19 protein-coding genes are annotated in these 24967 nt (G+C 47.5%); 9 read left to right on the forward strand and 10 right to left on the reverse strand.

Annotation, left to right across the window (positions count from 1 at the left end; all coding sequences use genetic code 11):
- Nucleotides 1-423, forward strand: a complete 423-nt coding sequence (locus BLV62_RS04660) for a secondary thiamine-phosphate synthase enzyme YjbQ (protein ID WP_089759182.1) — start codon at nt 1-3, stop codon at nt 421-423.
- 49 nt (nt 424-472) lie between these two features.
- Here the strand turns inward: BLV62_RS04660 and BLV62_RS04665 are convergent, their stop codons facing one another.
- Both BLV62_RS04665 and BLV62_RS04670 read right to left on the reverse strand, forming a co-directional pair.
- A complete protein-coding gene (locus tag BLV62_RS04665) occupies nt 473-2191 on the reverse strand; it encodes an ATP-binding response regulator (protein WP_089759184.1) in 1719 nt (572 codons plus the stop codon).
- Nucleotides 2192-2410: 219 nt separating this feature from the next.
- Nucleotides 2411-3256, reverse strand: coding sequence for a helix-turn-helix domain-containing protein (locus BLV62_RS04670; RefSeq protein WP_089759187.1), 846 nt, complete (start codon nt 3254-3256; stop codon nt 2411-2413).
- Nucleotides 3257-3342: 86 nt separating this feature from the next.
- On the opposite strand from BLV62_RS04670, the gene BLV62_RS04675 reads away from it, so the two are divergent.
- Together BLV62_RS04675 and BLV62_RS04680 are read left to right on the forward strand one after the other, a co-directional pair.
- Nucleotides 3343-4281, forward strand: coding sequence for an NADP-dependent oxidoreductase (locus BLV62_RS04675; RefSeq protein ID WP_089759189.1), 939 nt, complete (start codon nt 3343-3345; stop codon nt 4279-4281).
- 307 nt (nt 4282-4588) lie between these two features.
- Nucleotides 4589-5455 carry an EamA family transporter gene (locus BLV62_RS04680; RefSeq protein WP_089759191.1) on the forward strand — a complete coding sequence of 289 codons (867 nt, stop codon included), beginning with the start codon at nt 4589-4591 and terminating at the stop codon, nt 5453-5455.
- Nucleotides 5456-5538: 83 nt separating this feature from the next.
- On the opposite strand, the gene BLV62_RS04685 is transcribed toward BLV62_RS04680, so the two are convergent.
- Entirely contained in the window at nt 5539-7548 is a 2010-nt protein-coding gene (locus BLV62_RS04685; RefSeq protein ID WP_089759410.1) for a beta-L-arabinofuranosidase domain-containing protein, read from the reverse strand.
- Between the two features lie 142 nt (nt 7549-7690).
- On the opposite strand from BLV62_RS04685, the gene BLV62_RS04690 reads away from it, so the two are divergent.
- Both BLV62_RS04690 and BLV62_RS04695 read left to right on the forward strand, forming a co-directional pair.
- On the forward strand, nt 7691-8296 hold the full coding sequence (locus BLV62_RS04690) for an alpha-ketoglutarate-dependent dioxygenase AlkB family protein (protein ID WP_089759193.1): 606 nt from the start codon (nt 7691-7693) through the stop codon (nt 8294-8296).
- A gap of 58 nt (nt 8297-8354) precedes the next feature.
- Nucleotides 8355-9179, forward strand: coding sequence for a protease complex subunit PrcB family protein (locus tag BLV62_RS04695; RefSeq protein ID WP_089759196.1), 825 nt, complete (start codon nt 8355-8357; stop codon nt 9177-9179).
- On the opposite strand, the gene BLV62_RS04700 is transcribed toward BLV62_RS04695, so the two are convergent.
- From BLV62_RS04700 to BLV62_RS04710, 3 genes are all read right to left on the reverse strand, one after another.
- Complete coding sequence (locus BLV62_RS04700; protein ID WP_089759198.1) at nt 9176-10384, reverse strand: alpha/beta hydrolase-fold protein; 1209 nt, start codon at nt 10382-10384, stop codon at nt 9176-9178. The genes BLV62_RS04695 and BLV62_RS04700 overlap by 4 nt on opposite strands.
- 91 nt (nt 10385-10475) lie before the next feature.
- A complete protein-coding gene (locus BLV62_RS04705; RefSeq protein WP_089759200.1) occupies nt 10476-11324 on the reverse strand; it encodes an NAD(P)-dependent oxidoreductase in 849 nt (282 codons plus the stop codon).
- A 31-nt stretch (nt 11325-11355) separates the two neighbouring features.
- On the reverse strand, nt 11356-12654 hold the full coding sequence (locus BLV62_RS04710; protein WP_089759202.1) for a GntP family permease: 1299 nt from the start codon (nt 12652-12654) through the stop codon (nt 11356-11358).
- 97 nt (nt 12655-12751) lie between these two features.
- On the opposite strand from BLV62_RS04710, the gene BLV62_RS04715 reads away from it, so the two are divergent.
- Nucleotides 12752-13858 carry a Gfo/Idh/MocA family protein gene (locus BLV62_RS04715; protein WP_089759204.1) on the forward strand — a complete coding sequence of 369 codons (1107 nt, stop codon included), beginning with the start codon at nt 12752-12754 and terminating at the stop codon, nt 13856-13858.
- 114 nt (nt 13859-13972) lie between these two features.
- The gene (locus tag BLV62_RS04720) at nt 13973-14563 is read left to right on the forward strand and encodes a porin family protein (protein WP_089759206.1); all 591 of its coding nucleotides are present in this window, start codon (nt 13973-13975) and stop codon (nt 14561-14563) included.
- 1 nt (nt 14564) lies between these two features.
- Here BLV62_RS04720 and BLV62_RS04725 read toward each other — a convergent pair whose 3' ends face one another.
- From BLV62_RS04725 to BLV62_RS04735, 3 genes are all read right to left on the reverse strand, one after another.
- Nucleotides 14565-16598 (reverse strand): hypothetical protein, encoded by a 2034-nt coding sequence (locus BLV62_RS04725; RefSeq protein WP_089759208.1) that lies wholly within the window; start codon nt 16596-16598, stop codon nt 14565-14567.
- A gap of 283 nt (nt 16599-16881) precedes the next feature.
- Nucleotides 16882-17418 (reverse strand): hypothetical protein, encoded by a 537-nt coding sequence (locus BLV62_RS04730; RefSeq protein ID WP_089759210.1) that lies wholly within the window; start codon nt 17416-17418, stop codon nt 16882-16884.
- Nucleotide 17419: 1 nt separating this feature from the next.
- The gene (locus BLV62_RS04735; protein WP_089759211.1) at nt 17420-18715 is read right to left on the reverse strand and encodes an LVIVD repeat-containing protein; all 1296 of its coding nucleotides are present in this window, start codon (nt 18713-18715) and stop codon (nt 17420-17422) included.
- Between the two features lie 160 nt (nt 18716-18875).
- Between BLV62_RS04735 and BLV62_RS04740 the strand changes: the two genes are divergently transcribed.
- On the forward strand, nt 18876-20291 hold the full coding sequence (locus BLV62_RS04740) for a coiled-coil domain-containing protein (RefSeq protein ID WP_089759213.1): 1416 nt from the start codon (nt 18876-18878) through the stop codon (nt 20289-20291).
- A gap of 87 nt (nt 20292-20378) precedes the next feature.
- On the opposite strand, the gene BLV62_RS04745 is transcribed toward BLV62_RS04740, so the two are convergent.
- Nucleotides 20379-22256 carry a glycoside hydrolase family 127 protein gene (locus BLV62_RS04745; RefSeq protein ID WP_089759215.1) on the reverse strand — a complete coding sequence of 626 codons (1878 nt, stop codon included), beginning with the start codon at nt 22254-22256 and terminating at the stop codon, nt 20379-20381.
- Between the two features lie 230 nt (nt 22257-22486).
- Here BLV62_RS04745 and BLV62_RS04750 point away from each other — a divergent pair, with 230 nt between their 5' ends.
- Nucleotides 22487-24961, forward strand: coding sequence for a glycoside hydrolase family 9 protein (locus BLV62_RS04750; protein ID WP_089759412.1), 2475 nt, complete (start codon nt 22487-22489; stop codon nt 24959-24961).
- Nucleotides 24962-24967: the final 6 nt, after the last annotated feature.

A 24967-nucleotide genomic window follows, 5' to 3' on the forward strand; every position in this document is an offset into this window, starting at 1 on the left:
ATGAAAATCTACCAACAAGTTATTCAATTGAGCCAACGACGCAGGGGCTTTCATCTGATCACCCCTGAAATAGTGCAGGCCATGCCGCAGTTGTCAGATATCCGCACGGGCATGTTGCAGGTTTTTATCCAGCATACTTCCGCTTCGCTGACTATAAATGAAAATGCTGATCCTACGGTGAGGATGGATTTCGAAACTTACTTCAACAAGGTAGCGCCCGAATCGGACCCGGATTACAGGCATACAGATGAGGGCCCCGATGATATGCCGGCCCATTTAAAAGCTTCGTTGCTTGGCAGCTCTGTAATGATTCCCATCCGGCATGGGAGATTGGCATTAGGTACCTGGCAAGGTATTTACTTATGCGAACACAGGAATCATGGCGGTTCCAGGAGCCTGGTGGTCACTGCCTGGGGCGAATAAGGAACATTGCTTATACAGGAATTGCCGGGTGCAACAGTAATGCGTTACATCAGGCGCAGACAGACAAATTTTTCTTTAGCGCCTGGAACAGCGCAGCTGCGGTTACAGGTTTGCTGATAAAGCCATCGGCTCCTGAAGCGGCCACTTCTTCCTGTACTTCGCTGAAACAATTGCCGGAAACAAGGAGAGCAGGAATATGTTTAAGTTCCTTGTTGTTCTTAAGCAGGGAAATGACTTCCAGGCCGCTGACTTCCGGCATTACCATATCTGCAATAATGATATCCGGTTTATGTTGCAGCGCCATAGGCACAACTTCATCGCCGGAATCGGCCAGGATAACCTGGATGCCTAAACGTTCCAGTACGATGGTAAAAGCCAGGCGATTCATGGAATCGTCGTCGGCCACGAGGATCTTCAGTCCTTTCATCAGTTCATAGTCGATACTTTCTTCTGCCGGTTCCGGTGGGGCGGCTGCTTCCAGGGGAAGCGAGAGGATAAATGTGCAACCGGAAGCATGCCGGTTGTCGGTGACCTTAAGATCGCCGTTCAGTTGCCGCGCAAGGTACCTGGCAATGGGCAGGCCCAGTCCTATCGGCTCGTTCTGTTGCTGGGCGGAACTGACATAGGGATCGAAAATATGTTCTTTTTCTTCGTCTGGTATTCCTTTGCCCTGGTCGGTCACCGTGCAGCAGAGTTGTTCGTTTCTGACGAATGCTTCCAGGGTTACCACGGAGTGATGGGCGGTGAACTTAATGGCATTGCTTAATAAATTGACGATGATGCTGCGAAGTTTGGCGATATCGGTATGGATATAGTCGGGGATCGCTTCGCTGATCACCGTATTGACATATACTCCTCTTTGTTTGCCAAGGTATTCGTAGGTTTCACAGAGTTGGCTAAGCCATTCCCTGAACTGGAACGACGATTTGATCACTTCATCTTTTCCTGCTTCGATTTTAGACCATCCCAGGGCATTGTTCATTACCAGCTGTATATCCTGGCAGGCAAAATGCACTGCTTCCAGGTGTGCTTTACCTATTTGTATGGTGCGTTTTGAATGATCGGCTTTATCAAGATAATTCTGGAGGATACTGTTTACAACATTCAGAGGCGACCTGATCTCGTGCGTGGTTTCTCTTACATATACTTTCATTGACTGGTTGGTCTTATATAGTTGATCTACCAATTCGGTCAGCTGCTGGTAGCGCGATCTGCTCTCTTTTGCAAAGTAGTACAAGACGGAGCAGTTCAGGAAGGTGGCCGTTGCGATAGCGATCCAGTTCAGCGTATTGATAAAACCGGCCGAGAGGGCAAGACCGGGAATAAGTTGTATACGGTAGTTGACCTGGACGAACACTATTAATGCCGTGCATGCAAGCAGTACCGCGATCCTGCTTTTCCATTCCCTGAATACCAGGAAAGTACAGAACGCGAGAAAGGGAGCAAACAGGTATACCTGGGAAGCGGGCCCCAGGACAATACCAAAGAAGATAATGAAGAGCGTATGAAGTGCGAATAAAGTTTTTTGCCCTGTTTCCGGCGAAGTATGCCTGGATAGCGGTATTACTGCGAGGAACAGGCAGGTTTCCAGCATGGCCGGGTAAAAAATGGTCTCATAGCCGGTAAGGCTGTAGAACAGGCAGCCTAATATAAATGCAAGCGACGCTGCGGTTACCGACAGGGAATTCACGATCTGTGAAATTCTTTTTTGCCCGTTCACTCCATCTAGCGAATTAGTTTGCCTGGGTAATACATTGCTATGGTTCATTTTCTTCCAGGTTTATTGAGGATGGTTGATAATAAAATACAGCGCTCAAGGTAAAGGAATGCACTTTATCAAGTGTAAATCCAATGTTAAAAACAGTGCGGGATAGCTTCCTGTTTATCTTTGAAGTTATAAAATCCGCACAAGAAATGCACAGGGATTTTAAAGTTATGAACATTGTTGGCGGGAATATATCATAGGGTGGGAGTTTAAGCCAAATAGTTAGGAAGCCAGACGTCTGCTCCGCCTGAATGCAGTTGGGCTCATCCCTTTTCTCTTTTTAAAGATCCTGTTCAGATGGCTTTCATCCGTAAATCCAAGTTCCGACACCATTTCACTGATCCGCATATCGCTGTGCAATAATCGGTGTTCTATCATTTTGATCTTATAATTCATAATGAACTGCTGCATGGTTTCATTTGTATGCCGTTTGAAAAACCTGCCCACATAGTGTTCAGAAACACCGAAATGTTTGCTGATCACCTCCGAACGGATCTTCTCCGGCTGCGAAATATGCAGGCGGATATATTCAAGTATATCTTTCGCCTTCTCATCTGTCTGTTCATCCATATTCACCGGCAAAAACTTGCTGATATTGCGGGCAACAATTACAATCAGGGTATTTACCATCAGCTGGATCAATTCTCCATTATAAATATCCCTGGTTGTATATTCCCTGATCAGCGCTTCCACAACCGGCCTGACCAGGCTCTTGTCTATCTGGTTCTTTAAAATACAACCTGGCTGATGATTGGCATTCTGAAGAATATATTCCAGCTTCCTGATATTATCCTGCGTTAAGGCATTCTGCCGGATATAGATATTAGTGAACCGGAGGTAGAAGAGCGTAGTAGGGGTGTCAATTTCCAGCGAATGCGAATCTTCCGGGGTAACAAGGAACATATGACCAGGCCGGTAGTTGAAGTAATGATCATTGATACATTGCCGGCCCATGCCATCAACAATATAGACCAGTTCAAAAAAATTGTGACCATGCGTTACTTCCTTGCAGGAGGCCAGCTCCTTCACCTGGATTTCGAACGGCTGATACAGGTTATCTCTTTTCATAGCATAAAAATACAGAATTATGGAAAATTTGTACAGGTAAATAACCTTTCCGTCGGTATAAATTTGCTTTATAAATCACACGACCAATGAAAGCAATAGTATTAAAGGAATTCGGACCAACCAGTAACCTGGAGATCAAGGATATAGCTACCCCGACTATCAAAACAGGAGAAGTACTGGTTAGGGTAAAAGCCATCAGTATTAATCCCGTAGATGTAAAAAGCCGTGCCGGCGGCGGTTTTGCCAGCGTCCTGAAAGATTTTGATCCCATTATTTTAGGATGGGATATTGCCGGAACGGTAGTAGCCAGCGAATCGCCCCTGTTTAAAGTGAACGACGATGTTTTTGGAATGGTCAATTTCCCCGGTCACGGTCAAGCCTATGCGGAATATGTAGCCGCGCCGGCCGATCAACTGGCCTTGAAACCCGCCAATATTTCCTTTGAGGAAGCTGCTGCCGCTACTTTAGCTGCGCTAACCGCCTGGCAGGCGTTGACTCCCAACCCCGCTATCAAACCAGGCAGCAAAGTACTGATACATGCCGCCTCCGGCGGTGTTGGCCATTACGCCGTGCAGATAGCCAAACATCTGGGCGCCTATGTGATAGGCACTTCCTCCGCCGCAAATAAAGACGCGGTACTGGCGCTGGGCGCCGATCAACATATCGATTATAAAACCCAGACCCTGAAAAACGAGGTAAAAGACCTGGACTTTGTTTTGGATATGCTGGGAGAGAAAACCATTGACGAATCCCTGGAAGTGATCAGGCCCGGCGGAGCTATCACCACTATTTTCGGCGCAGGAAAAGGTACCATCGTGGAAAAAGCCAAAGCCTACAATGTAACCGGCAATGGTATCCTGGTACACTCCAACGGCGCGGACATGGAGCAGATCGCGAAATTGCTGGCATCAGGCAAGATCCGTTCTGTTATTGCCAGAACATTTGCATTCGATGAAATGGCCGAAGCGCATGCCTTCGTTGAAACAGGAAGAACTGTAGGTAAAGTTGTCGTAAAAGCAGATTAATCAGAAACCAACCTTATAACCGTTGCCAGCGATAACCTCGCTGGCAACTCTTTTTAAACTACTCTAATTTTACTATCTTGCGCAAAATGATCGTATAACACAATGCATACTTATATATCTACACCTCCTCCAGCTGTTGTTGTTGTAGCCGTTCAGGCTTAATAACCAGCGCTTACTTTCTCTTTTATGCTATGTCCTGAACCCGGGACTGGTTGTGTATTTCACTGAGTCTGTTGACCTGGTTATTTTTTCGTGCCTCTGCATTTCCGCAGGCGGCATCATCTCTTTTTATTCAAATTTTCAATAAATGACCAGGTATATATTAATGGTATTTGCCGGCGCATGCAGCTATGGCATTTTATCAACGTTTGTAAAACTATCTTACAGGGAAGGTTATACAGCAGCTCAGATCTCCGTATCCCAGGCTTTGGCAGGTATGCTGTTCCTATGGCTGCTTGTATGCCTCAATAAACAATGGAACTTTCGTCAATACACCCTGAAAACCCTGTTATGGCTGTTGCCTACCGGCGCGGCGATCGGGTTTTCCAGTTTTGTATATTATCTCTCCGTCGTCTATCTCCCTGCATCGGTAGCTATTATTATCCTCATGCAATTTACCTGGATAGGGTTATTGCTCGAATGGCTCATCTATAAACAGGCGCCTGGCAGGTCGCAGCTAATGATCACGGTGCTGATCATACTGGGAAGCGGTATGGGGAGCGGGGGAATAAGCGCAGGCGCTCACCTGCCATTAAAAGGTCTTGCTTTGGCCGCCTTGTCGGCGCTCCTTTATGCCATCTACCTGCTGGCTAACGCCCGCGTGGGAAAGACAATTCCGGCCCTCCCGAAAAGCGCTGTTATGATGACCGGCTCTTTCCTGGGTTTGCTGCTGGCCAACCTGCCAGAACTATCGCATGCCGCGCACCTGGACCTGGGACTGCTTAAATGGGCTTTATTCCTGGCTACTTTCGGAACCATCATTCCCCCAATCCTGTTTTCTAAAGGAGTTCCTAAAATTGGCGTAGGGGTAAGCGCTGTACTGATGACTGCCGAGTTGCCGGTAGCCGTTATCTGTTCGCACTGGTTGCTGAACGAGAAGGTAACTGTTGTGCAATGGCTGGGCGTAGCAGTGATGTTGTTTGCCATGTTCCTGTTGAATGTGAAGAAAAAGTAGCGTGTGATCTTCTCCCAATAATTAACAATAAAGGCCGGTAACTTCTACGCTACCGGCCTTCTTTTTATAATACCGAAAAATGATCATTTATCCACCACGGGAAACTGCGATATCCTTAACCTTGTACAACCATAAGGGATCAACGTAATTTCTTCTTCCTGTCCTACTTCCATCTGGTAAGTAGTAGAAAACGGCAATGGGCCTGCCATTTCGTTGTACAGTCCCCAGCTCGGGATGCGTTTGGCTTTTGTTTTCAGGATCAGCGGCGCATTTTCGATGCTCCACGGATACCGGGCAACAGCAGCCTTCTTCTCCAGATCAAACTTATTGTTATCCCTGATCAACGCATAGTTCCAGGGACTGGCCGGGCGGATCTCGTAGTAAGTATCGCCATAGTCGATAGGATCTTTGGTGTTGTGAACCTTTTCTATCTTCTCATCTATTTTCAGTGCATAGGTCAACGGACCGCGTTGCACAGACAATGAGTTCTCTGACCAGGTATCGTTATAAATATGCATTGGCAGTTCGAGCGTTACCCGGTCGCCTTTCTTCCATTCCCTGTTCAACTGCACGATTTTATTGCCGGCTGCTTCCATCACCGTTTCGCCATTTACTTTGATATTGGCTTTCTTACACCATTTAGGAATGCGCAGGTGAAAAGGGAAACTTACCTTTTTATTAGTATTAATAGTAAAGTTGATGCTTTCTTCGAACGGATAGTTCGTTTCTTCTTTAATGGTTATCGGCTGTTGGTTAGCCACGTATATTTTCACCTCGCTCGGCGCGTATACCAGGGCTGCAACCCCGCTGTCGATAGTGGCATACCAGAGGTTCTGGGTAAATTTAGGCCATCCCTGGTGCATGTTGGATGTACAGCAGGGGTAGCCCGACAGCAACCCGTAACAAAGATCTGTTCCATGATGGTTCACCTGGAAATTACGTATATGCCTGGTAGCCATTACCTGGTTTGCCTGCTGGAAATACTGGTGATCTATAAAGTTTTCAAATATTTGTGAAGGCAATGCATTGAAGGCAATTTTTTCCAGGTGGTCTGCAAAATCTACATCCCCCGTAATGGCCAGCATGCTTTCGAGGCTATACATCATTTCAACGGCCGTGCACAGTTCTGATCCCTGCGTCGGTACATTGCCATGTAACGCTTCGTCGGCGCCATACAGCCCGTGCGCCATCCCGTTAAAGCGCCTGAGATCTGCAAAGCCTTTCTTCACCGCTTCCAGGTATTTGGCTTCGGGGTGCTGCTGGTAATAGATAACCGGCTCCTTGAAGCCCTGCGCGAGGTTTACGCCGTGGGCCGATCCCGGCGTCCACAGCATATCCGTATGCAGGAAGGCGTTAGTGAAATTGAAGGTCTGTTTATGGATCAGTTCTGCCAGGTCCAGCAGGAACTGGTCGCCGGTTATATTATATAGCCAGTACACTACCTGCAGGTTATCGCCGCCCCTCCATTCTGCCCAGAAGGTCCAGTGACCCAGGGGTTTGGATGGCAGTTCTTTAAGCTGGTACCGGAAATACTTTGTCATCAGCGTTATAACCCGTTTGTCGCCTGTGGCGTCGTAGTATTGTTTCAGTACTTTCAGCATCACCATTTTAGGCCACCAGTCGCGGCTGTTGTCGCGCTGAATACCTGGCTCGTATGGGTAATCGGTCGACGGACCAAAATACCCGTCCGGATGCTGATGGTTGATAGACCATTCTACCCAGGGTTGTACTTTTTTGATGAGCGCTTCGTCTTTAAGGATATAAGCAAGCGGCAACAATCCATCTATCCAGTATGGTCCTCTTTCCCACTGATCGCCATCCCCGCCCAGCCAGCCGTTGCGGTGGTTCATTACCAATGGGTAAAGTTTGTCGAGCTGGCCTGTAGCGCCGTCACGCTGGCTTTCCAGCATTGTTCTTAACCAGCCGGCAGGACTGATGCTTCCTAACGGGAGTTCGAGGTATGGTTTCTGATGTAAAGGCAACCTGTTGGCATAATAGGTGGGTACAGGTTCCGCTTGTTTCTTGGTTCGCTGTGCCAGCACAGGAAGGGAAAGGCTTATCAGTACCGTGGAAAATAAGGCGATTTTCTTCATTCTTTTCTGCATAATTGACCGGCAAGTTATCTTATTTTCTGGCCCGGGGTTAGCTTAAAAAGATCATTATTTCCATAAAATGTATCAGGGTGAACTCCCTGGGCAATTATTTGTTTTCCTTAACTGATAAAGTACCTGGGTAATGACACAGTTTAGCTTATTTGACGACAACGAACATTTGATCTTCCCTGAGGGATTGCTGACCTATTACCCTCATTTTCTGGAAGAAGCAGAGGGGATAGCATTATTGAATGAGTTGATCGATACGGTTCCCTGGAAGCAATCGACCCTGACCATACAGGATAAAGTGGTGCTGACTCCCCGTTTAACAGCCTGGTATGGAGATGCCGGCAGGAGTTACAGGCTGTCCGACAAGGACTTTACGCCCAATCCCTGGACGGAAAGACTGCTGTCGTTGAAGGAGCGGGTAGAGGCCCTGACGCATTTGCATTTCAACTGCGTACTGCTCAACTATTACCGGGATGGCAATGATTCTGTAGCCTGGCATAGCGATCATGAACGGGAACTGGGACAGCATCCCAATATCGCGTCTTTAAGTGTAGGACAGGCCAGGACTTTCGAATTCAGGAATAAGAAAGATCATAAAAGGAAGTATGCGTTGACGTTAGGGAACGGGAGTTTGCTGATCATGAAAGGAGACCTGCAGCAATTCTGGGATCATCGCATTCCTAAAAGTACCAGGAATCTGAGACCCAGGATTAATTTAACATTTCGTATTATTCATTAAAATATCTTTCCGGAACACTTATTGCTAATAGCGCATTTACAATTTTAAATTCAATTTTATGAACCTCTTTAAAGCTGTTGCCATCCCTTTAATACTAATGACAACACCACACGTAACAGAAGCCGGTGCAGCGCCTATGAGTACCGTAGCGCCCAAACCTGCGGAGCGTCTGAGCTTCGGCCAGGGTATATCCATGATCGTTAAAGGACTGGAACTGAACATTGATAACATCCGTTTTATTAAAGCACCCAAAGCGACCGATTATTTCAAGTATGCGGATAATAACGCCGCTTATGCCAATGATCTGATCATTGCAGCCAACAACGGCGTTAACTCGAACCGTTCTGTAAAACCTTCTTCACCCGCTACCCGGGAGCAGTTTGCATTGGCGTTGTATGAAGCCATCCAGGCTACAGGTCAATACCCGGTGAACATGATGTGGATCAACATTAAAGATCAAAAATCTTTCTCCCGCAATACCCTGAATGCCGTTCAAACGCTGATTAAATTCAAGGTGGTTGAGTTGCAGGATGGAAGTTTCAAGCCCAAATCATATATCACCCCGGCGGAAGCCCGGGAAATGGTAGATAAAGCGGCGGCCTTCGTGAAAGGACATAAAGCGGCGGTTAATAGATCAGAAGTAAGCTTCACCGTTACGCCGGTAAACGACCAGGTGAACAGCGTAATACTTTCCGCTGGCGAGAAACCTACTTCAGGTTATATACTCACTGTAACCAGCATTGTTTTCAACGGCGAGGAAGCGGTGATACATTATCGCCTTACCACGCCGGAACCCGGAAGCATGAACCTCCAGGTGATCACTAACGTAACGGCTACCACTTATATACCGGCAAATTACAAGGTGGTTTTGCAGGCCGACTAACGCCCCTGCAGCTTTTTCAGTTTATCATTGGTATCTGTACTGAAATAGATTGATAAAGCCTTCTTATAATATTCTATTGCATGGGCGCTATCATTGATCGCCTGATAATAGTCGCCCATGCTGTCGTAAGGATTGCTCCTCCCGGGGAAGTAATGAACATTCAGCCCGAAAAATAACTTTGCCTGCTCAAAATGTTTTTGTTGCAGGTGCATGTACCCCAATCCATTGAACCACGCTTCTTCAGGTTTAACGTCGTATCCCAGGTCTTTTGACAGGAGATCGAAATGCTCAGTGATCAGTTGTTTCAGCGAATCGGCAGGGCAGGAAGCATCCCTGTACAGATAAGTCGGGAACCTGAAATTCTTGAAGAAGAACCTTAGCCCGTCGTACAGGGCGATCGATGGTAAGGAACCATGGTCATCATCGTCATAATATTTTGCTTTCCAGGCCAACGATCCCGGCGCCCTGCTTTTCAGCAGATCCATGAACGATAGTATGGTGTTTATATGGGTAGAAGATGCTTCCGTATCCTTCCGCACATCACTTGTATCCAATCCTTCTCTCATTGTATGAGCGATAGCCATATAATATTTTTTGCCGGTGGCATTTTTAAGATGGGGATCTTTCATGATGGCTTTCGAATTAAAGAACAGCGATGGATCGGATGCCAGGTAAGCATTGAAAAGATGCGGATGGTGCAGCATCATATCTGTTGCCATTAACCCGCCCAGCGAGTGCCCGATAATTACACGGTAAGGGGCTGCCGGATATTTTTTATTGATATAGGGGATCAGTTCCTTTTCAAGGAAGGCGGTGAATTGCGCACCGCCGCCCGAACCCGGGAATGCCGTATCTGTAGTTGGCGTCAGGTCCCTTGTCCGGTTATTCCCGGTATTGGGTATCCCAACGATGATCATTTTAGGCAAAGCAGTATTGCCGTTAACAAAAGCCAGTTGTTGCATCAGCGATACCAGGTAAGGGAAGTATGCGTCGCCATCCATTATAAAAAGTACAGGATATTGGGCCGCAGAAAAATAGGGCGTGTCGAGAGGCGGACTGAAGATCCATAAAGGCCTGTTTTCTTTTAGGATAGAGGAGTAGAGGCTATCGGGCTGCCCGAAACTGACCAGTTTATTAGGCGCCGGCGTTTGCGCCATCAGGGCGGATGTTGTGATAAGGCAGAAGAAGAGCAGGATATTTTTCATTACAGCGACATATTTCCCGGCAAGATGGGTATATGCCGCTGTACTGATATGGGTAAAGTGACGAAGCTGCCAGAATTTGTTACGAAAATGGTTAAAAGCTCTCTTTACCGATGATTGTCCAGTCCTGGGCTCCGAAACCTTTCTCAATCCATTTATCCATTTCTTTTGCGATGTTAGGCAAAAGGTTCAGGGGAGTACCGGCTTTTTGTGCGGCATCGAGGAAGAGTTGTGTGTCTTTGCGGGCCATATTCAGTTCCCATGACGGTTTATCGTAGTTGCCGCTGGTGATACGACGCAGGCGGCCCTGTATGCCATTACCGGGGTTCCATACATCAAACAGGGCGCTGAGATCTTCAGGGCCGGCGCCTAATGATTTAGCTACTTTAAGCGTTTCGGTAATGCTGGCGGTCAGGCAAACAAGGAAGGTATTGCCTACCAGTTTCATAGCGGCTGCTTTACCTGTTTCTTCACCCAGGTTCACCAGTTTGCCCGTCATAGCTTCCAGGCTGGTTTGCAGGGAATTGATAATCCCCTGGTCGCCGGATACCAGCATATAACCGCTGCTTTCCAGTGCGTTCTGCGGACCCATAAAAACAGGAGCATGCACATAGATAAAACCTCTTTCTTTCCATTCCTTTGTTCTTCTCCTGGCGCCATCAACCGAAGTGGTGGTATGATCTATAATATAAGCGCCGGCTTGCAACCCGGGATGTGCAGCAGCGAGTACATCGTCTACCGACTGGTCATCTTTTAATGTAATGTGTACCCTGGCAGCGCCTTTTACAGCGTCGGCCACATCGGCAAAAGGCTGCGCGCCGAATATCTCCAGCGCAGTGGCCCTTTCTGTTGTCCTGTTCCATACCCTTACCTGTTCTCCTTTATCCAATAAGGCTTTCACGAAGTTGGAGCCCAGCAGGCCCATACCTAAGAATGCGATCATAAGATTTTTATTTTCGAAGGTAGGAAAAAGTTTACAGGAGTAGAGAGAGGAGATATACGCAGAGGATGGCTGTTAGTCCCATTACAATGGTAGCGGTACTGTAAACGCGCAAAGTTTCTTTTACTTCCAGCTCTCCGAATTTTGAGATCACCCAGAAATAAGCGTCGTTGGTATGCGATATCATCATAGAACCGGTGCCCATGGCCAATACGCATATGATGCGTCCGTTTGTTCCATCTAACCCCATTACCGGCAACAACGGCTGGATAATGGCTGCTGCAGTGATGATCGCAACAGTGGAAGAGCCCTGTGCGGTTTTTAATATAGCTGTAAGAAGAAAGGGAAGAAATAATCCCATAGCCGTTAACGTTGGAGTGGCGATATGTGCGCCAATATTAGCTTTAGTTAGCATTGCCCCAAAAGCCCCGCCTCCGCTGATAATCAGCAGCACCATTGCTGCTTTTTCCACTCCTTCTGCCAGGATGGATGGCAGCTGCTTTTTAACAGATAATAAGGCGATGAGGATACCGATAGTCAGCGCTACTTCAGGCATGCCCAATACATTGATCCAGCTTGGATCATTATGCTCCAGCGATGCCAACGCCCGGATGGCTATAAGCAGGATAGGCACGATAACAGGTAATATGGCGAGAAGGAGAGAGGGCCCTCCGGGTTTCTCTTCACCGGTTGCGGCGGTGGTATCTCTGGGTATGTTGCGGGTAATATACCTGATCCATTGGAAGCCGGCAATGTTGACCGGGATGGCGATAACCAGGCCGTATAACATCACTTTGCCCAGGTCGGCCTGCAGGTTGGTTACAGCGGCCGTGATGCCGGGATGCGGCGGCATCAGGCAATGCACCGCGTATAAGCCGGTAGCCAGGGAGGAAGACATGACGAGTGCAGGAATGCCCGAACGTTTTGCCAGCGCCTTGTTTAAGCCGCTCATCACAATAAAGCCGGAATCGCAGAAGATAGGCATGCCTACCAGGTAACCGATCACGCTCATGGCCGCCGAAGCCCTCCGTATACCTGTGAGCCGCAGTACATAATGCGCCAGCACTGCAGTGCTGCCTGTATGCTCCATGATCTGGCCCAGTACTGATCCCAAAATAATGATCAGGCCTAAAGAGCCAAAGATCGCGCCCATGCCTCCCTTGATGATGCTGATGATCTCGGGAACCGGCAATTGCAGGATACCCCCGGTAACCAACGCTGCCAGGAACAATGCAACGAAGGCATGAATACGGAAACGGGTAGTAAGCAATACAATGATCGTAATTCCTATACCTAAGGCGATTAAACTCTGTGCTAATGATGTAACGGTCATATTTCAAAATACAAATCTTTCCCTGCCCTGCAAAGCAAAATCAGCGCTTCCTAATCCAGGAAATATTTTGTATTATGTAGTGCAAAATTTCACGTCAATGAGTACACGTCGCAACTTCTTACAACAAATTGCAGCGTCTGCTGCCCTGCTTCCGCTAATGCCGCTTGCCGGCCTGGCCGAACACAAACCTTATGATGGTCCGGTGCTGAGAGTAGCCCTTATGGGATTGGGCGGTTACGCCAACCGTGTAGCAGATGCGATGACCGCCTGCCAGAAAGCCAAACTGGTTGGCGCCATCAGCGGAACTCCTGATAAACTCACCCGCTGGCAGGAGAAATATGGAATTCCTGCAAAGAACTGTTATAACTACCAGAACTTCGACCAGGTAAAGGATAATAAAGATATTGATGCCGTATATATTACCACGCCAAATGGATTGCACCACGACCAGGCTATCAGGATCGCTGCCGCAGGCAAACATGTGATCTGTGAAAAGCCGATGGCCCTCAATGCAAAGCAAGGCCAGGAAATGGTAGACGCCTGCAAAAAGGCCGGCGTAAAATTGCTGGTAGGTTACCGCATGCACTTTGAACCAAAAACGCTGGAAGTGATACGCCTGCGGAAAGAAGGCTCTTTTGGCAAGATACAGTTCTTCCAGGGCCAGTGCGGGTTCCGGATCGGCGACCCTACGCAATGGCGATTAAATAAGCAACTGGCTGGCGGGGGATCGCTGATGGATATCGGCATATACGCAATCAACGGCGCCCGTTACATGGTAGGAGAAGAGCCGGTATGGGTAACCGCGCAGGAAACCAAAACAGATCCTGTGAAGTTTAAAGATGGCGTAGATGAAACCATACAGTTCCAACTGGGCTTCCCCAGCGGCGCTGTCGCCTCCTGCCTCTCTACATACCAGATGAATTACCTGGACAGGTTCTACCTGGTTGGCGAAAAAGGATTTGCTGAAATGCAGCCTTCTACCGGTTATGGCCCTATTAAAGGAAGAACGAATTCCGGGGAGTTAACCCAACCTCATGTTACTCATCAAACCCGGCAGATGGAAGAAATGGCCGGCATCATCCTGGAAGGTAAACAACCTGTTGTGGCAGTCGACGGCGAAGAGGGGGTAAAAGACCTTAAGATCATCGACGCTATCTATGCGGCAGTCAAATCCGGCAGGAAAGTACCGTTAAAACTCGTTTGATCCGCCGAGGGAATTTCCGATGTTATAGTGAAAAAAAGTGCACTGATCTATTAGTGCGCTAACGGCTGTACCATTGCGGCCGGCAATTCGTTTCTTTATGGAAAATAATCAGCCATGAAGAAACTGTTATCCGTTTTATTGTTGTTCAATCTGACTGCCGCTTATGCACAAAATACTACGCACTTCGGTATAAAAGCCGATGCAAACCTATTTAAACTGGATGGGGAAGGTATACAGTCGAAGTATACAATAGGAGGACAAATAGGTGTGTTTGCGTATCGCGATTTCAGCGCCCGCTGGGGCTTCCAGCCTGAACTGCTGATCACCCAGGCCAACCCGAAGAAATCGGACGATTTCAGCGCCAAATACATTCATGGCAGTAATGTAACTGCCAATACCAATATCAAACTGAATTATATAACTATCCCGCTCCTGCTGCGTTACAACATCAACGACATTATTACGGTGAATGCAGGGCCGCAATACAGCTTCCTTTTCTTTGAAGATGAGAACCTGCTGAACTATAACCGTCGTGCATTCAAACGCAACGACCTGGGCGCGGCTGCCGGTTTAACACTTACCTTTCAAAGGCTGCATGTATTCGGTCGTTACGTGTGGGGATTCACCAATATCAACGACATCGACGACCGTTACAAGTGGAAAACACAGCAGGCGCAGATTGGTTTAGGTCTTAATATCAAATAGCTTATTCAAATTGTTTTAATATCAAAGGAGGGACTTGTATCCTGCCAGCCTCCTGCCAGATATAATTATGCGCAGTTTTGCTGAGATACCATCCCAATGGCAATTGTACTTCGTCCCGGTTCAGGGAAATAGAGTAGAAGCGATAGCTCTCGTTTAGCTTACTTTCGTTGAATACTTTATTAGACAGGCCTGTAAAGGTCGGAGTACGCCTGTCCCATGCATTCATGAAGCCCGTTAGTATGGTGGTGATGTCTGGCAGCGTTGTCACTGCTTTTAACGAGGCTTCTGAATTGGGATGGGTAACCGGGCTGTTTTGAATATACACCAGGTACAATGGTAGTCTGACTTTAAATGAGTCTTCCATTTGTTCGATATATGGCCGCATCAGCGCCATGAGTTGCCACATGGTTTCTATACCTGTGTTTTCTTTATAACCGCCATCCACAATATGACCGATCGCGGTACTATCGCCGCGTTTCAGCAAACCGCCCGAAGTGATCATCGGGAACCTGGAACATAGAGAGGCAGCGGTTTTCAGCGGTACGTCCCTTCCTAATGTTTTAATCACATCAATTTCATCATCAAATAAACCCGATGAATCGCTCTTGATATCCAGGTTAGTGGTGATGGCTTTCTGCCCCGACTCCGCCAGTACGCCATTGATAAGCATATTGGGAATAAAGTATTTCAGCGTTGTATCTTTTTGCCAGAGAGAAAGAAACGGCTCTTCGAAGGTATTAGCCTGCAGGTAATGACTGTAGCCATAACTCCAGCTGTCTTCCAGTTTCCTGTTACGGTTGAAATAAGGGATAGCAAAAGGAATGATCCTTTGCAAATTGTCCTGGAAAATAAAGGCGCCTGTTACATCGCTCAGGAAATCGCTTCCTATTGCCTTCCTGAATAATGAATCGCATACCGGCGTAGGTTGATGAATGTATTGGCTGTTCCTGTCGCGGTAATAAGCCTGGAAGAAAACAGAACCTACTCCGCCCCCCGATACGCTGCTGATAGCATATACATGTTTGTAGAGTTCAGGATGCAGGTTGTTGAGGTGTTGCAGTACCATGGCGGTCCAGTCCATAGCCCTGATGCCGCCTCCCTCGGCGGCTATCAGCACGATGGGATATATTTTTTTCCGGGAAGATGCTGTGTCAGGATGTATAGGCAACCTTGCCGCTAACCAGTTTTTGATATTGCTCTTTACCGTTTCCCGTGCAGGCAGGGGCCGGTCATCGATCGTGCGCAGCACTGAGTTGTCGTTGCAGTGACTGATGCTGATGATATAGATAAGCACAAGAACACCCAGGGGCGATTTCCTTAAATTGAAGTTGGCAATGATCACGGCAAAAACGATGGTATAGAAAGACAATCCCAGTAACACGATCGTAGCCGGATGCAGGTAAGAAGCAATGCCGGCGCTTACCGGCAGCAAAAATATCGTGAACAGCAGCAGATTTACCAGCAACACGATATATATCACTATCCCCGTTACACCGGCCGACATCACGCCTTTCAGCGAAGATTGCGAAGGATTGAACCTTTCGCTGTCGGGCATCATTTCTATATTCATCTTCCTGGCCAGCCTCGACCGGTAGACCAGGAACAACATGATGGAAACGCCCAGCGCCGCGTACGATATCACATAAATGCAGAAGTAAACAATATTGTAGGTAGGCACCGTAGACCGTACGGAGAAAAGGGCTACAATAAAGATGAGCACGGGGATCACGCCAAACACCCTGGGCAACCATTTGATAAGGAACCGGGTGTATCCGAAGTTGCTGTAGTCGATCATTTTCAGCCGCAGCAGGATACGGGCAGTATACCATAAACTCAGCGACCATATGATCAGTGCAATAGCACTCCTGATGAAATAGTTGAATGAATAGCGGTCTTCAATTACCGCGGTTGAAAAGTCTCTTCCCTGGTCATTATTTACGAAACAAAAATAACCGAGCAACAATAATGCAATCGAGAACAATACGGGATACAATACCCTCCAGGTATCGTTAACATAAGATAGGAATCTTGACATAGGTAACGTTATTATTTAGGGTCTAACAAACGAGGCTCAAATTACACATTTTTCCTATAATATCAAAATGGGGTCTCACGCGGAGGTTTCACGCAGAGGCGCATAAGGTGGAAAAAGAGGCATAAGATATTTTTTAAGGGAAATAAGAAAGCAAAGGAGTTGAAGATTGTGTTATATAACATTATCGTCAACTCCTTTGCTTTCTTAAAATTCGCTTCGATCAAAATATCTTATGCCTCTTATGCACCTTATGCCTCTCTGCGTGAAACCTCCGCATGAAACCCTAAAAGAAGAAGCCTACCGTGAAGCCGAGTTGGTTGAAGACGTATTTATAGTCGTTGCTGCTGCCGTAGTAAAGGTATTCCAGTTTGAAACCGCTATGCATGTAGGTTGCCGCAAACGTAAAAGCCGCTCCATCGCCGGTGTTCAGCCTGTATCCTAATCCGCCCTGCAAATATTTTCCCCAATGCTGTTTATTGGCTTTCGAGTTTCCGTCGGGCCACTGATCATCCATCAGCCAGGGCATGGTTACGCCTCCGTCTGCGATGAGGAAAAAGGTGCTTTTCTTTTTGGTAAGATCGTACCTGACTGTTGTAAACAGCGGTACATGGCGGGCAAATGCTGCATTCAAGCCTGCGCCCAGCCCTACCTGCCATTGATAGGCAAAACGATAGCCAACGGCGGCCCTGGCAATGAAGTTCGTGTTCTCGCCAACCGATACTCCTCCTTCCGCAAATCCATAAACGCCGTGTTTGGTCTGTGCTATTGATTCATGTCCGGCTGCCAGCGCCAGGAATAGTAAAATATATCTTAAACGCATCTTAAAGGGACTTTGGAGAGAAGTTGATTTTGCTTAAAAGGTTTGGATGCCGCATATCTTTAATGTCGAACTGGTAAAGTCCATCGTTGCCAACCAGCAGAACTATGTCATTGCCTTCGTGTATAACATCAGTAGGAGCAACGGAAGTGACAAGTTGGATAGTTGAAATATTCAACGGGTCTTTTGCATCCAGTAATCTCATGCCATTAACTCCTTCACATACTACCAGCTTTTTATCGGTTGCAAGCCCCAACCCGTAAGGCCCTGACATACCATAGCTTTTCATCAGCTTAGGGTTGGTAGGATCAGCCACATCCAGTACATCCAGCACGTTTTCGGTATTCGTATTGCAGATAGCGCCGCTTCTTAGCGTTACATAGGCAAGATCATTTTCCACGATCACCGGATCACAGCCCTTGATATGCTGGTAAATACCTTTAAACTGTAAAGTATCGGTATTGATGGCGTCGTAGATCGCCATGCCTGTTGGACCTCCCATGTACAGGTAATGTTTGTAAGGGAAGATAGTTTCTGCAAAAGCTCTCAGGTCCAGCTTTTTCTCCCGCTGCGGCCTGGCAGATTGGGTAACGTTGAAAGTTGTGGCAGTGAAACCCGCAATGGAATAGAGGTGATTGTTCAGCAGCCCGAAAGTCGCCATGGAACCTGCTTTGCCAATGGCCTGGGGCGCCTGCTGAGAGCTGGAATTGGCTATAGACAGGGAATTGGAATAGCTGTCGAAATACCTATCCAGGATCTGTGGATTGCTGCTGTTGCAGTTGTAGTGGTAAACAGTGTCTTTCTCTGTAAAACCTGTTATCACACCCAGGCTGTCTGACTGCGCAAAGTTAAAAGTATACACAACCCGCGGAAAAGCGTTGTTCACCCGGTGTACTTCCCTGGCCTGGCGGGGATTGGTAATATCAATGGCAACCAGGTCTATATAACTATCAGCATACAATGTGTTGTTTTTCATAGCCAGATCTGTGTTGCCGGGAACGTTGATAAAGGAAACGACGTTTGGGTTTTTTGGATCGGCATTGTCAATAACATGAATGCCTTTTCCCACTTCGTTGATAAAAATATAATTCCCGTAAAGATATATTTTACCGTTCTGGGAAATGGGTTGAGGCCCTGTTTCTTTAACTGCGCTGCGGATCTCAGCGAGGGGTAAATAAACGGGTCTGTAGAGTTTGGCAGGGACCAGTTTTTCGCAACTTTGTTTCAGGCAACTACTTTGTATCAGAGCAAACAGGGCAACGCCGAAAATGGTTCTAAAACAATGTAAAGTGTGATTCATAAGGGGGAATTTTATAGTTAAACGTGCGAAAACCGCAAGAGTTACATGATAATTTTATTTTGACTTTCTTTTCTTATTATTGCATGTCGTTTATTATGAAAACAAAGAAGTTATAGCCTGAGACCCGGATTTGTAACCTGACCAGTTCTAATTATATACCATGAAATATTTATCCATTTTGTTCCTGCTGTTGTTTGCCCCTGTAGGAATTATAGTTGCCCAGGACAGCGCTAAAATTGCAGTTGCCCAGATCTCTGAAAAATACCTTTCCGCCGTTAAAAAGAAGTCGGGTAGCCTCGAACGGAAACTCACCGCGAAAAGCGAGCAGTCGCTGAAGCGTTTTATGAAACAGGAAGAGAAGTTGAGAAAGCGCCTGGCGAAAATAGATTCCCTGAAAGCCAATAACCTGTTTGCCAACAGCATAGATTCTCTTGGTAAGCTGAAAGCAGGATTGCAAAATAAATTATCTAGTTTCCAGTCGAAACTCCCGGGTAACATCGGTTCGCTTGATAGCCTGGGAAATACGCTTTCTTTCCTGCAAGGGCCTAACTCATTGTTAAAGCAGGGAAAGGGAGTGGCGGATAAACTGAACAGCTCCATCAAAGCGGTAGATGAGTTGAAAAATAAATTCCAGCAGGCCGACCAGATCAAAGCATACATACGCGAACGCAAACAACTGCTGAAAGAACAACTGGGCCAGTATGCGGGTATGGCGAAAGACCTCCAGAAGATCAACAAAGAAGCCTACTATTACGCACAACAGGTAAGAGAGTATAAAGAGATTTTAAAAGATAAGAAGAAGATAGAACAGAAGGCGATGGAAGCACTTAAGAAAGTGCCGGCCTTCAATAACTTCATGCAGCAGCATTCGCAACTGGCCGGCCTGTTCAACTTGCAGGGCGCCTCTAATCCTGCTAACCTGGAAGGATTGCAGACACGCGCACAGGTAGAACAACTGATCCAGCAGCGGTTGGGCAGCGGACCTAATGCCGGCGCGGCTGTGAGCCAGCAAATGGCGGAAGCCCGGAGCCGGTTCGATGAGCTGAAAAGCAAGTTCCCCGACCTGGATAATGCAGCGGAAATGCCCGATTTCAAACCCAATGAAATGAAAACAAAGAGCTTCCTCCAGCGCCTGGAATTTGGGAGCAATATCCAGTTCCAGCGCAGCAATAAATTCTTCCCTTCAACAGGCGACTTTGCAGGGCAGGTGGCTTATAAATTCCATAAGAACGGAAGCACCGGCGTTGGCGTTTCTTATAAACTGGGATTTGGTACGGGGTTCAACGATATTCATTTCTCCGGGCAGGGAGTAGGTTTGCGTTCGTTTATTGATTGGAAGCTGAAAGGAACGTTTTTCCTGAACGGCGGTTACGAACAGAACTATCAACCTAATTACGAAGGCTTGCCGGAAGGAGCAGGACAGGCATGGACGCAGAGCGGTTTGCTAGGGATCTCTAAAAAATACAAGATCAACAATAAAATGAAAGGCAACATGATGGTGTTGTTCGATTTCCTGTACAACCAGCATGTTCCGAGAACCGATCCCGTGAAAGTACGATTGGGTTATAATTTCTAAGGCGATAAAAAAATTGAAAGGTGTCGTCTCTACATTGGTAGAGAGACACCTTTCCTGTGTTATGCCAACATTTATAACTACGCGAACCTATTTCTTTACGGGCCAGTATAACTGGTACCTGGCTGCATTTACCTGGTAAAAAGGTATCAGCACCAGGTCCTGGTATTTAGCCGGGTATACTACGTCTTTGATGCGGAAGCTGAGCGGTTGTCCTTCTACCTGCTGGATACCAGATAAAATAGTTTCCGGCGATCCTTTTAAAGACGGCATTTCTTCCAGCGGGTATTTCTTCCCCGGAGGGATCTGCGAAAACCTGCCTGTGTCGGCCATCAATCCTGTCATCTCGTTGGTATCTATTTTCGCCGCAAGAACTAACGGCCCATATTTGAAAGCATAGTAGCCGGATTTATCCGGCAGCTGTTCCATCGATTTGTGCATTGGCAGTTTAATTGTGATCCTGTCGCCCTTTTTCCAGTTGCGGGAAAGCGCTACATAGCCCACGCCGTTCTTCTGTATGGCGAGTGGTTGGTTGTTGACAGAAACGGTTAACGCGCCGTTTGTTACCCATTCAGGATACCGGATATATATCTTCCCTTTATCAGCTTTTGAAATAAGTATGGTAGTGCTATCGGTCTGCGGAAATGCTGTCTGCTGGCTGATCTTCCACTTGCCATCTTTACTGTTCAGTTCAGAGGCGATAAAGAGATTGATATAAAGATCATTGTTGTTTTTTGCATAGATGATGTCATTATACTTCACATGATTTTCTATACCCGTGCCTACGCAACACCACATGGAAGTAAGAGGTTGGGAATAAACCCTGTAATGGCCCGGCCGCATAGGCGTATGGTATGCAAACCCGCCTTTATCCGCCAACTGCGACGCGAGGATATGGTTGTACAAAGCCCTTTCGTAGTAATCCATATATGTTTGCTGTGCATCAGAAAGGAACAGCGCTTTCGTTAGCTTCAGCATGTTATAGGTATTGCAGGTTTCGGGGCCGTCAACAGCGGTGATCATGGCGCTGTAGTTATCAACAGGATTAAAGTGTTCGCCTACGCTGTTTCCGCCTATGGCAACACTGCGGTTATTCACCACTGTTTGCCAGAAGAAACGGGCAGCCCTGTTGTAATCGGTATCTCCGTCTGCATCTGCAATCCTTTTAAAGCCTATTACCTTCGGGATCTGTGTATTGGCATGCAGGCCTGTCAGCTTATCCTGTTCTTTTTCCAGCGGTTCAAGTATGGCCTTATGCGAGAATTTTCTTGCAGCTGCCAGGTACTTTTTATTGCCGGTTATAACATATACATCAGCGAGGACTTCATTCACGCCGCCATGCTCCGTTTTCAGCATTGTTTCCATCTGCTCGTCTGTCAACGCTTCGCTGATGCCAACCATCCAGTCGCTGAGCTTTACCAGCATCGGCAATGCTTCTTTACGGCCTGCAATGCTGTAGGCGTCTCTTAACCCTGCATATACTTTATGAATGTTATAGAACGGTACCCACCGGTGCGTGATGGCATTCACTTTACCTTGCAGGATATCGTTCCACAATGCTTTGCTGCCCGGAACGCCTCCTATGTAACCATTGCCGTTGGCCTGCTGCACTTTTGCCAGTTCGGCTATCATATAATCCAGCCGCCGGAGGGCTTCTTTATCGCCCGTGCTGGCATAAAGAAGAGAGAGCGCGGAAAGATAGTGGCCCCCGATATGCCCGTCTAATCCCATACTTTCCCAGTTCTCGTAGGGCGCTGCTTTGGCCGGCAACCCCCCTTCCCTGAAATAGGGCGACAGCAACCTGTCGGGATCCAGCGCCATGATATAATGCTGATCGGTTGTCTGGGCCGATTTGAATATGCCCGGTAATAAGGTTACTTCCTGCAGTGTAAATGATTGCAACCTTGTTTGGGCGCTGGTACCCAATGCCATTGTGCTCAAAAGAAAAGTCAGCCAGTGCTTTTTCATAAGTGGAATCGTTGTTCTGGATACCAAGATAATAATTAAGTGTTAATGTGACAATTAATTTAAAAGAAATTATTTTAGCGGTCGTAGCGGTAGAAAAAGGGCAAGAAATAGATAAAATAATCTCATTTATATTAATATAATTGTGCGGTTGACACTTTAACTTTGTACCTCCAGCTTCGCTACATCATCGAATTAACAATTTGTAAAACGGTATGAAAAACAGTACGAAAATGTATCGTAGGGCTCCTTATTGCCTATCCCTTTTGCTTCTACTGGGATCGCTGGCAGGATTCGGACAAATGAAGCTGAATAGCAAAGAATACCTGGAAAACCAGGGAGTAAATGTAATGTTGGCCCACGACTTTTATCCCGAAGGGCACCAGGGAGGGGTAGGAGTGATACAGCACGGGCAAAGAGTGGCGACTAACGGCGATTTAAGGCTGGAGCCTACGCCCGGCCAATGGTCGCCCATCCCGAAAGTAGGCAAACGAATAGTAGATAAAGCGCGGCAGATGGTCAGCGTACGGATGGTATACCCCGATTCGGCCATCGACAGGAAAGGATTTAATCCTATCATCTATCCCGACCTGCATTTCGCGTATGTGATCAGCATACAGCCGGCAGGGAAAGGATTTAAGATTATTGCCGATCTGGAGAAGCCCCTGCCCGACGAGTGGATAGGGAAAGTGGGCTTTAACTTCGAATTGTTTCCGGGCGCCTTGTTCGGAAAATCTTACCTGATGGATCAGCAATCAGGTATCTTCCCCCGCCAGTCCAGCGACCAGGTGTTCAGGAATACCGGGAATGAATTGCAGGTAAAACCCATCGCTGTGGGAAAACAGTTAACTATCGCCCCGGAATCGCCTTTACAGCGGATGACCATCGAAAGCGTGGCAGGCGATTCGTTACAGCTGCTCGACGGAAGGGCTTTGCATTCCAATGGCTGGTACGTGGTGCGGGCGTTGATAAAGAAAGGAGCTACCAAAAACGCCATAGAGTGGCTGGTTACCCCTAATGCAGTGAATGGATGGCAGTCGGCCCCCGTGGTGCAGGTATCGCAGGTGGGCTATCATCCGCTGCAGGAAAAGAAAGCAGTGATAGAACTGGATGCAAACGACACCCGCAGGCTGCCGGCAAAGCTGCTGCGTATAGGGGGCAGTGGAACGCAAACAGTGCTGGAAGCCCAGCCGGAAGAGTGGGGCGATTTTTTAAGATACCACTACCGGCGTTTCGATTTTTCGAAGATCCAGGAACCGGGTATGTACATGGTGCAATATGGCGACACGAAAACCCCGCCTTTCCGGATCAGTGAACAAGTGTATAGCGATAACGTCTGGCAGCCTACGCTGGCTTACTTCCTGCCGGCGCAGATGTGCCATGTACGGGTAAACGATAAATACCGGGTATGGCATGGCGCCTGTCACCTCGACGATGCGCGTATGGCCCCTGTGGATTCCAATCATTTCGACGGGTATATCCAGGGATCATCTACCTTAACAAATTATAAACCCGGCGAAACAGTACCAGACCTCAATAAGGGCGGATGGCATGATGCAGGCGATTATGACCTGAGAGTGGAATCGCAGGCCGAAACCATCCATGGGCTGGTACTGGCATTCGAAAACTTTCACTTGAACTACGATAACACAACTATAGACCAGGCTACGCGGGTTGTTGAGATCCAGCGACCCGACGGCAAGCCTGATGCGTTGCAGCAGATAGAACACGGACTCTTCTCCGTGGTTAACGGCTATCGCTCTTTGGGCCGGTTTTACAGGGGCATCATTGAACCAACGTTGCGGCAATACGTATTGCTGGGCGACCCGGTGAACCTTACAGATAATGTCGATTTTAACACGCTGCATCACAACGGGAAGGCGCCGGAAGTAGGAGTGCCGGGATCGCCAGATGATCGATGGGTTTTCACGGAAGAAAACCCCGGCAGGGCGCTGGAAGCCGCAGTAGCATTGGCTGCAGCCAGCAGGGTAATGAAAGGGTATAACGATACACTGGCACAGCAAAGCCTGGAAATTGCATTGGCGGTATGGAATACGCTGGGCAAACAACAGCCTTCGCGCAGCGTTTCCCTGGCAGTCGAATTGCTGATCACCACGAAAGACCAGGCGTATGCAGATTTCCTGGTATCGCAACAGGAAGGTATCCTGAAAAGTTTTGGCAGGAATGGATGGATGGTTTGCAGGGCTTTGCCATTGATAAAGGATAACGGTTTCAGGGAGGCGGTCCGCAATGCCGTTAAGCAGTTGTATGCCTCTATAGAGCAAGACGGACATAAAACCCCTTACGGCGTACCGTACGAGCCTAATATCTGGGGTGCAGGCTGGGGAATCCAGAACTTTGGGTACAGGCAGTATTTCCTGCATCGTGCTTTTCCTGAAATAGTATCTGATAAATACCTTTTAAACGCGCTGAATTTTATTTTAGGTTGTCATCCAGGTTCCAACACCGCCTCCTTTGTGTCGGGGGTAGGAGCGAATTCCGTTACCACGGCTTATGGGTTTAACAGGGCCGACTGGTCTTATATCCCCGGCGGCGTAGCATCGGGTACGGCGCTGATCAGGCCCGATTTCCCGGAGCTGATGATATGGCCTTATTTCTGGCAACAGGGAGAATATGTGTTGGGCGGCGGAACAACAGATTACCTGTTCCTTGCCCTGGCGGCTAATCAACTTCTAAACGAAAAATAATTAAGT

This window comes from Chitinophaga terrae (ex Kim and Jung 2007) (genome assembly GCF_900107795.1).
GTDB classification, from domain to species: domain Bacteria; phylum Bacteroidota; class Bacteroidia; order Chitinophagales; family Chitinophagaceae; genus Chitinophaga; species Chitinophaga terrae.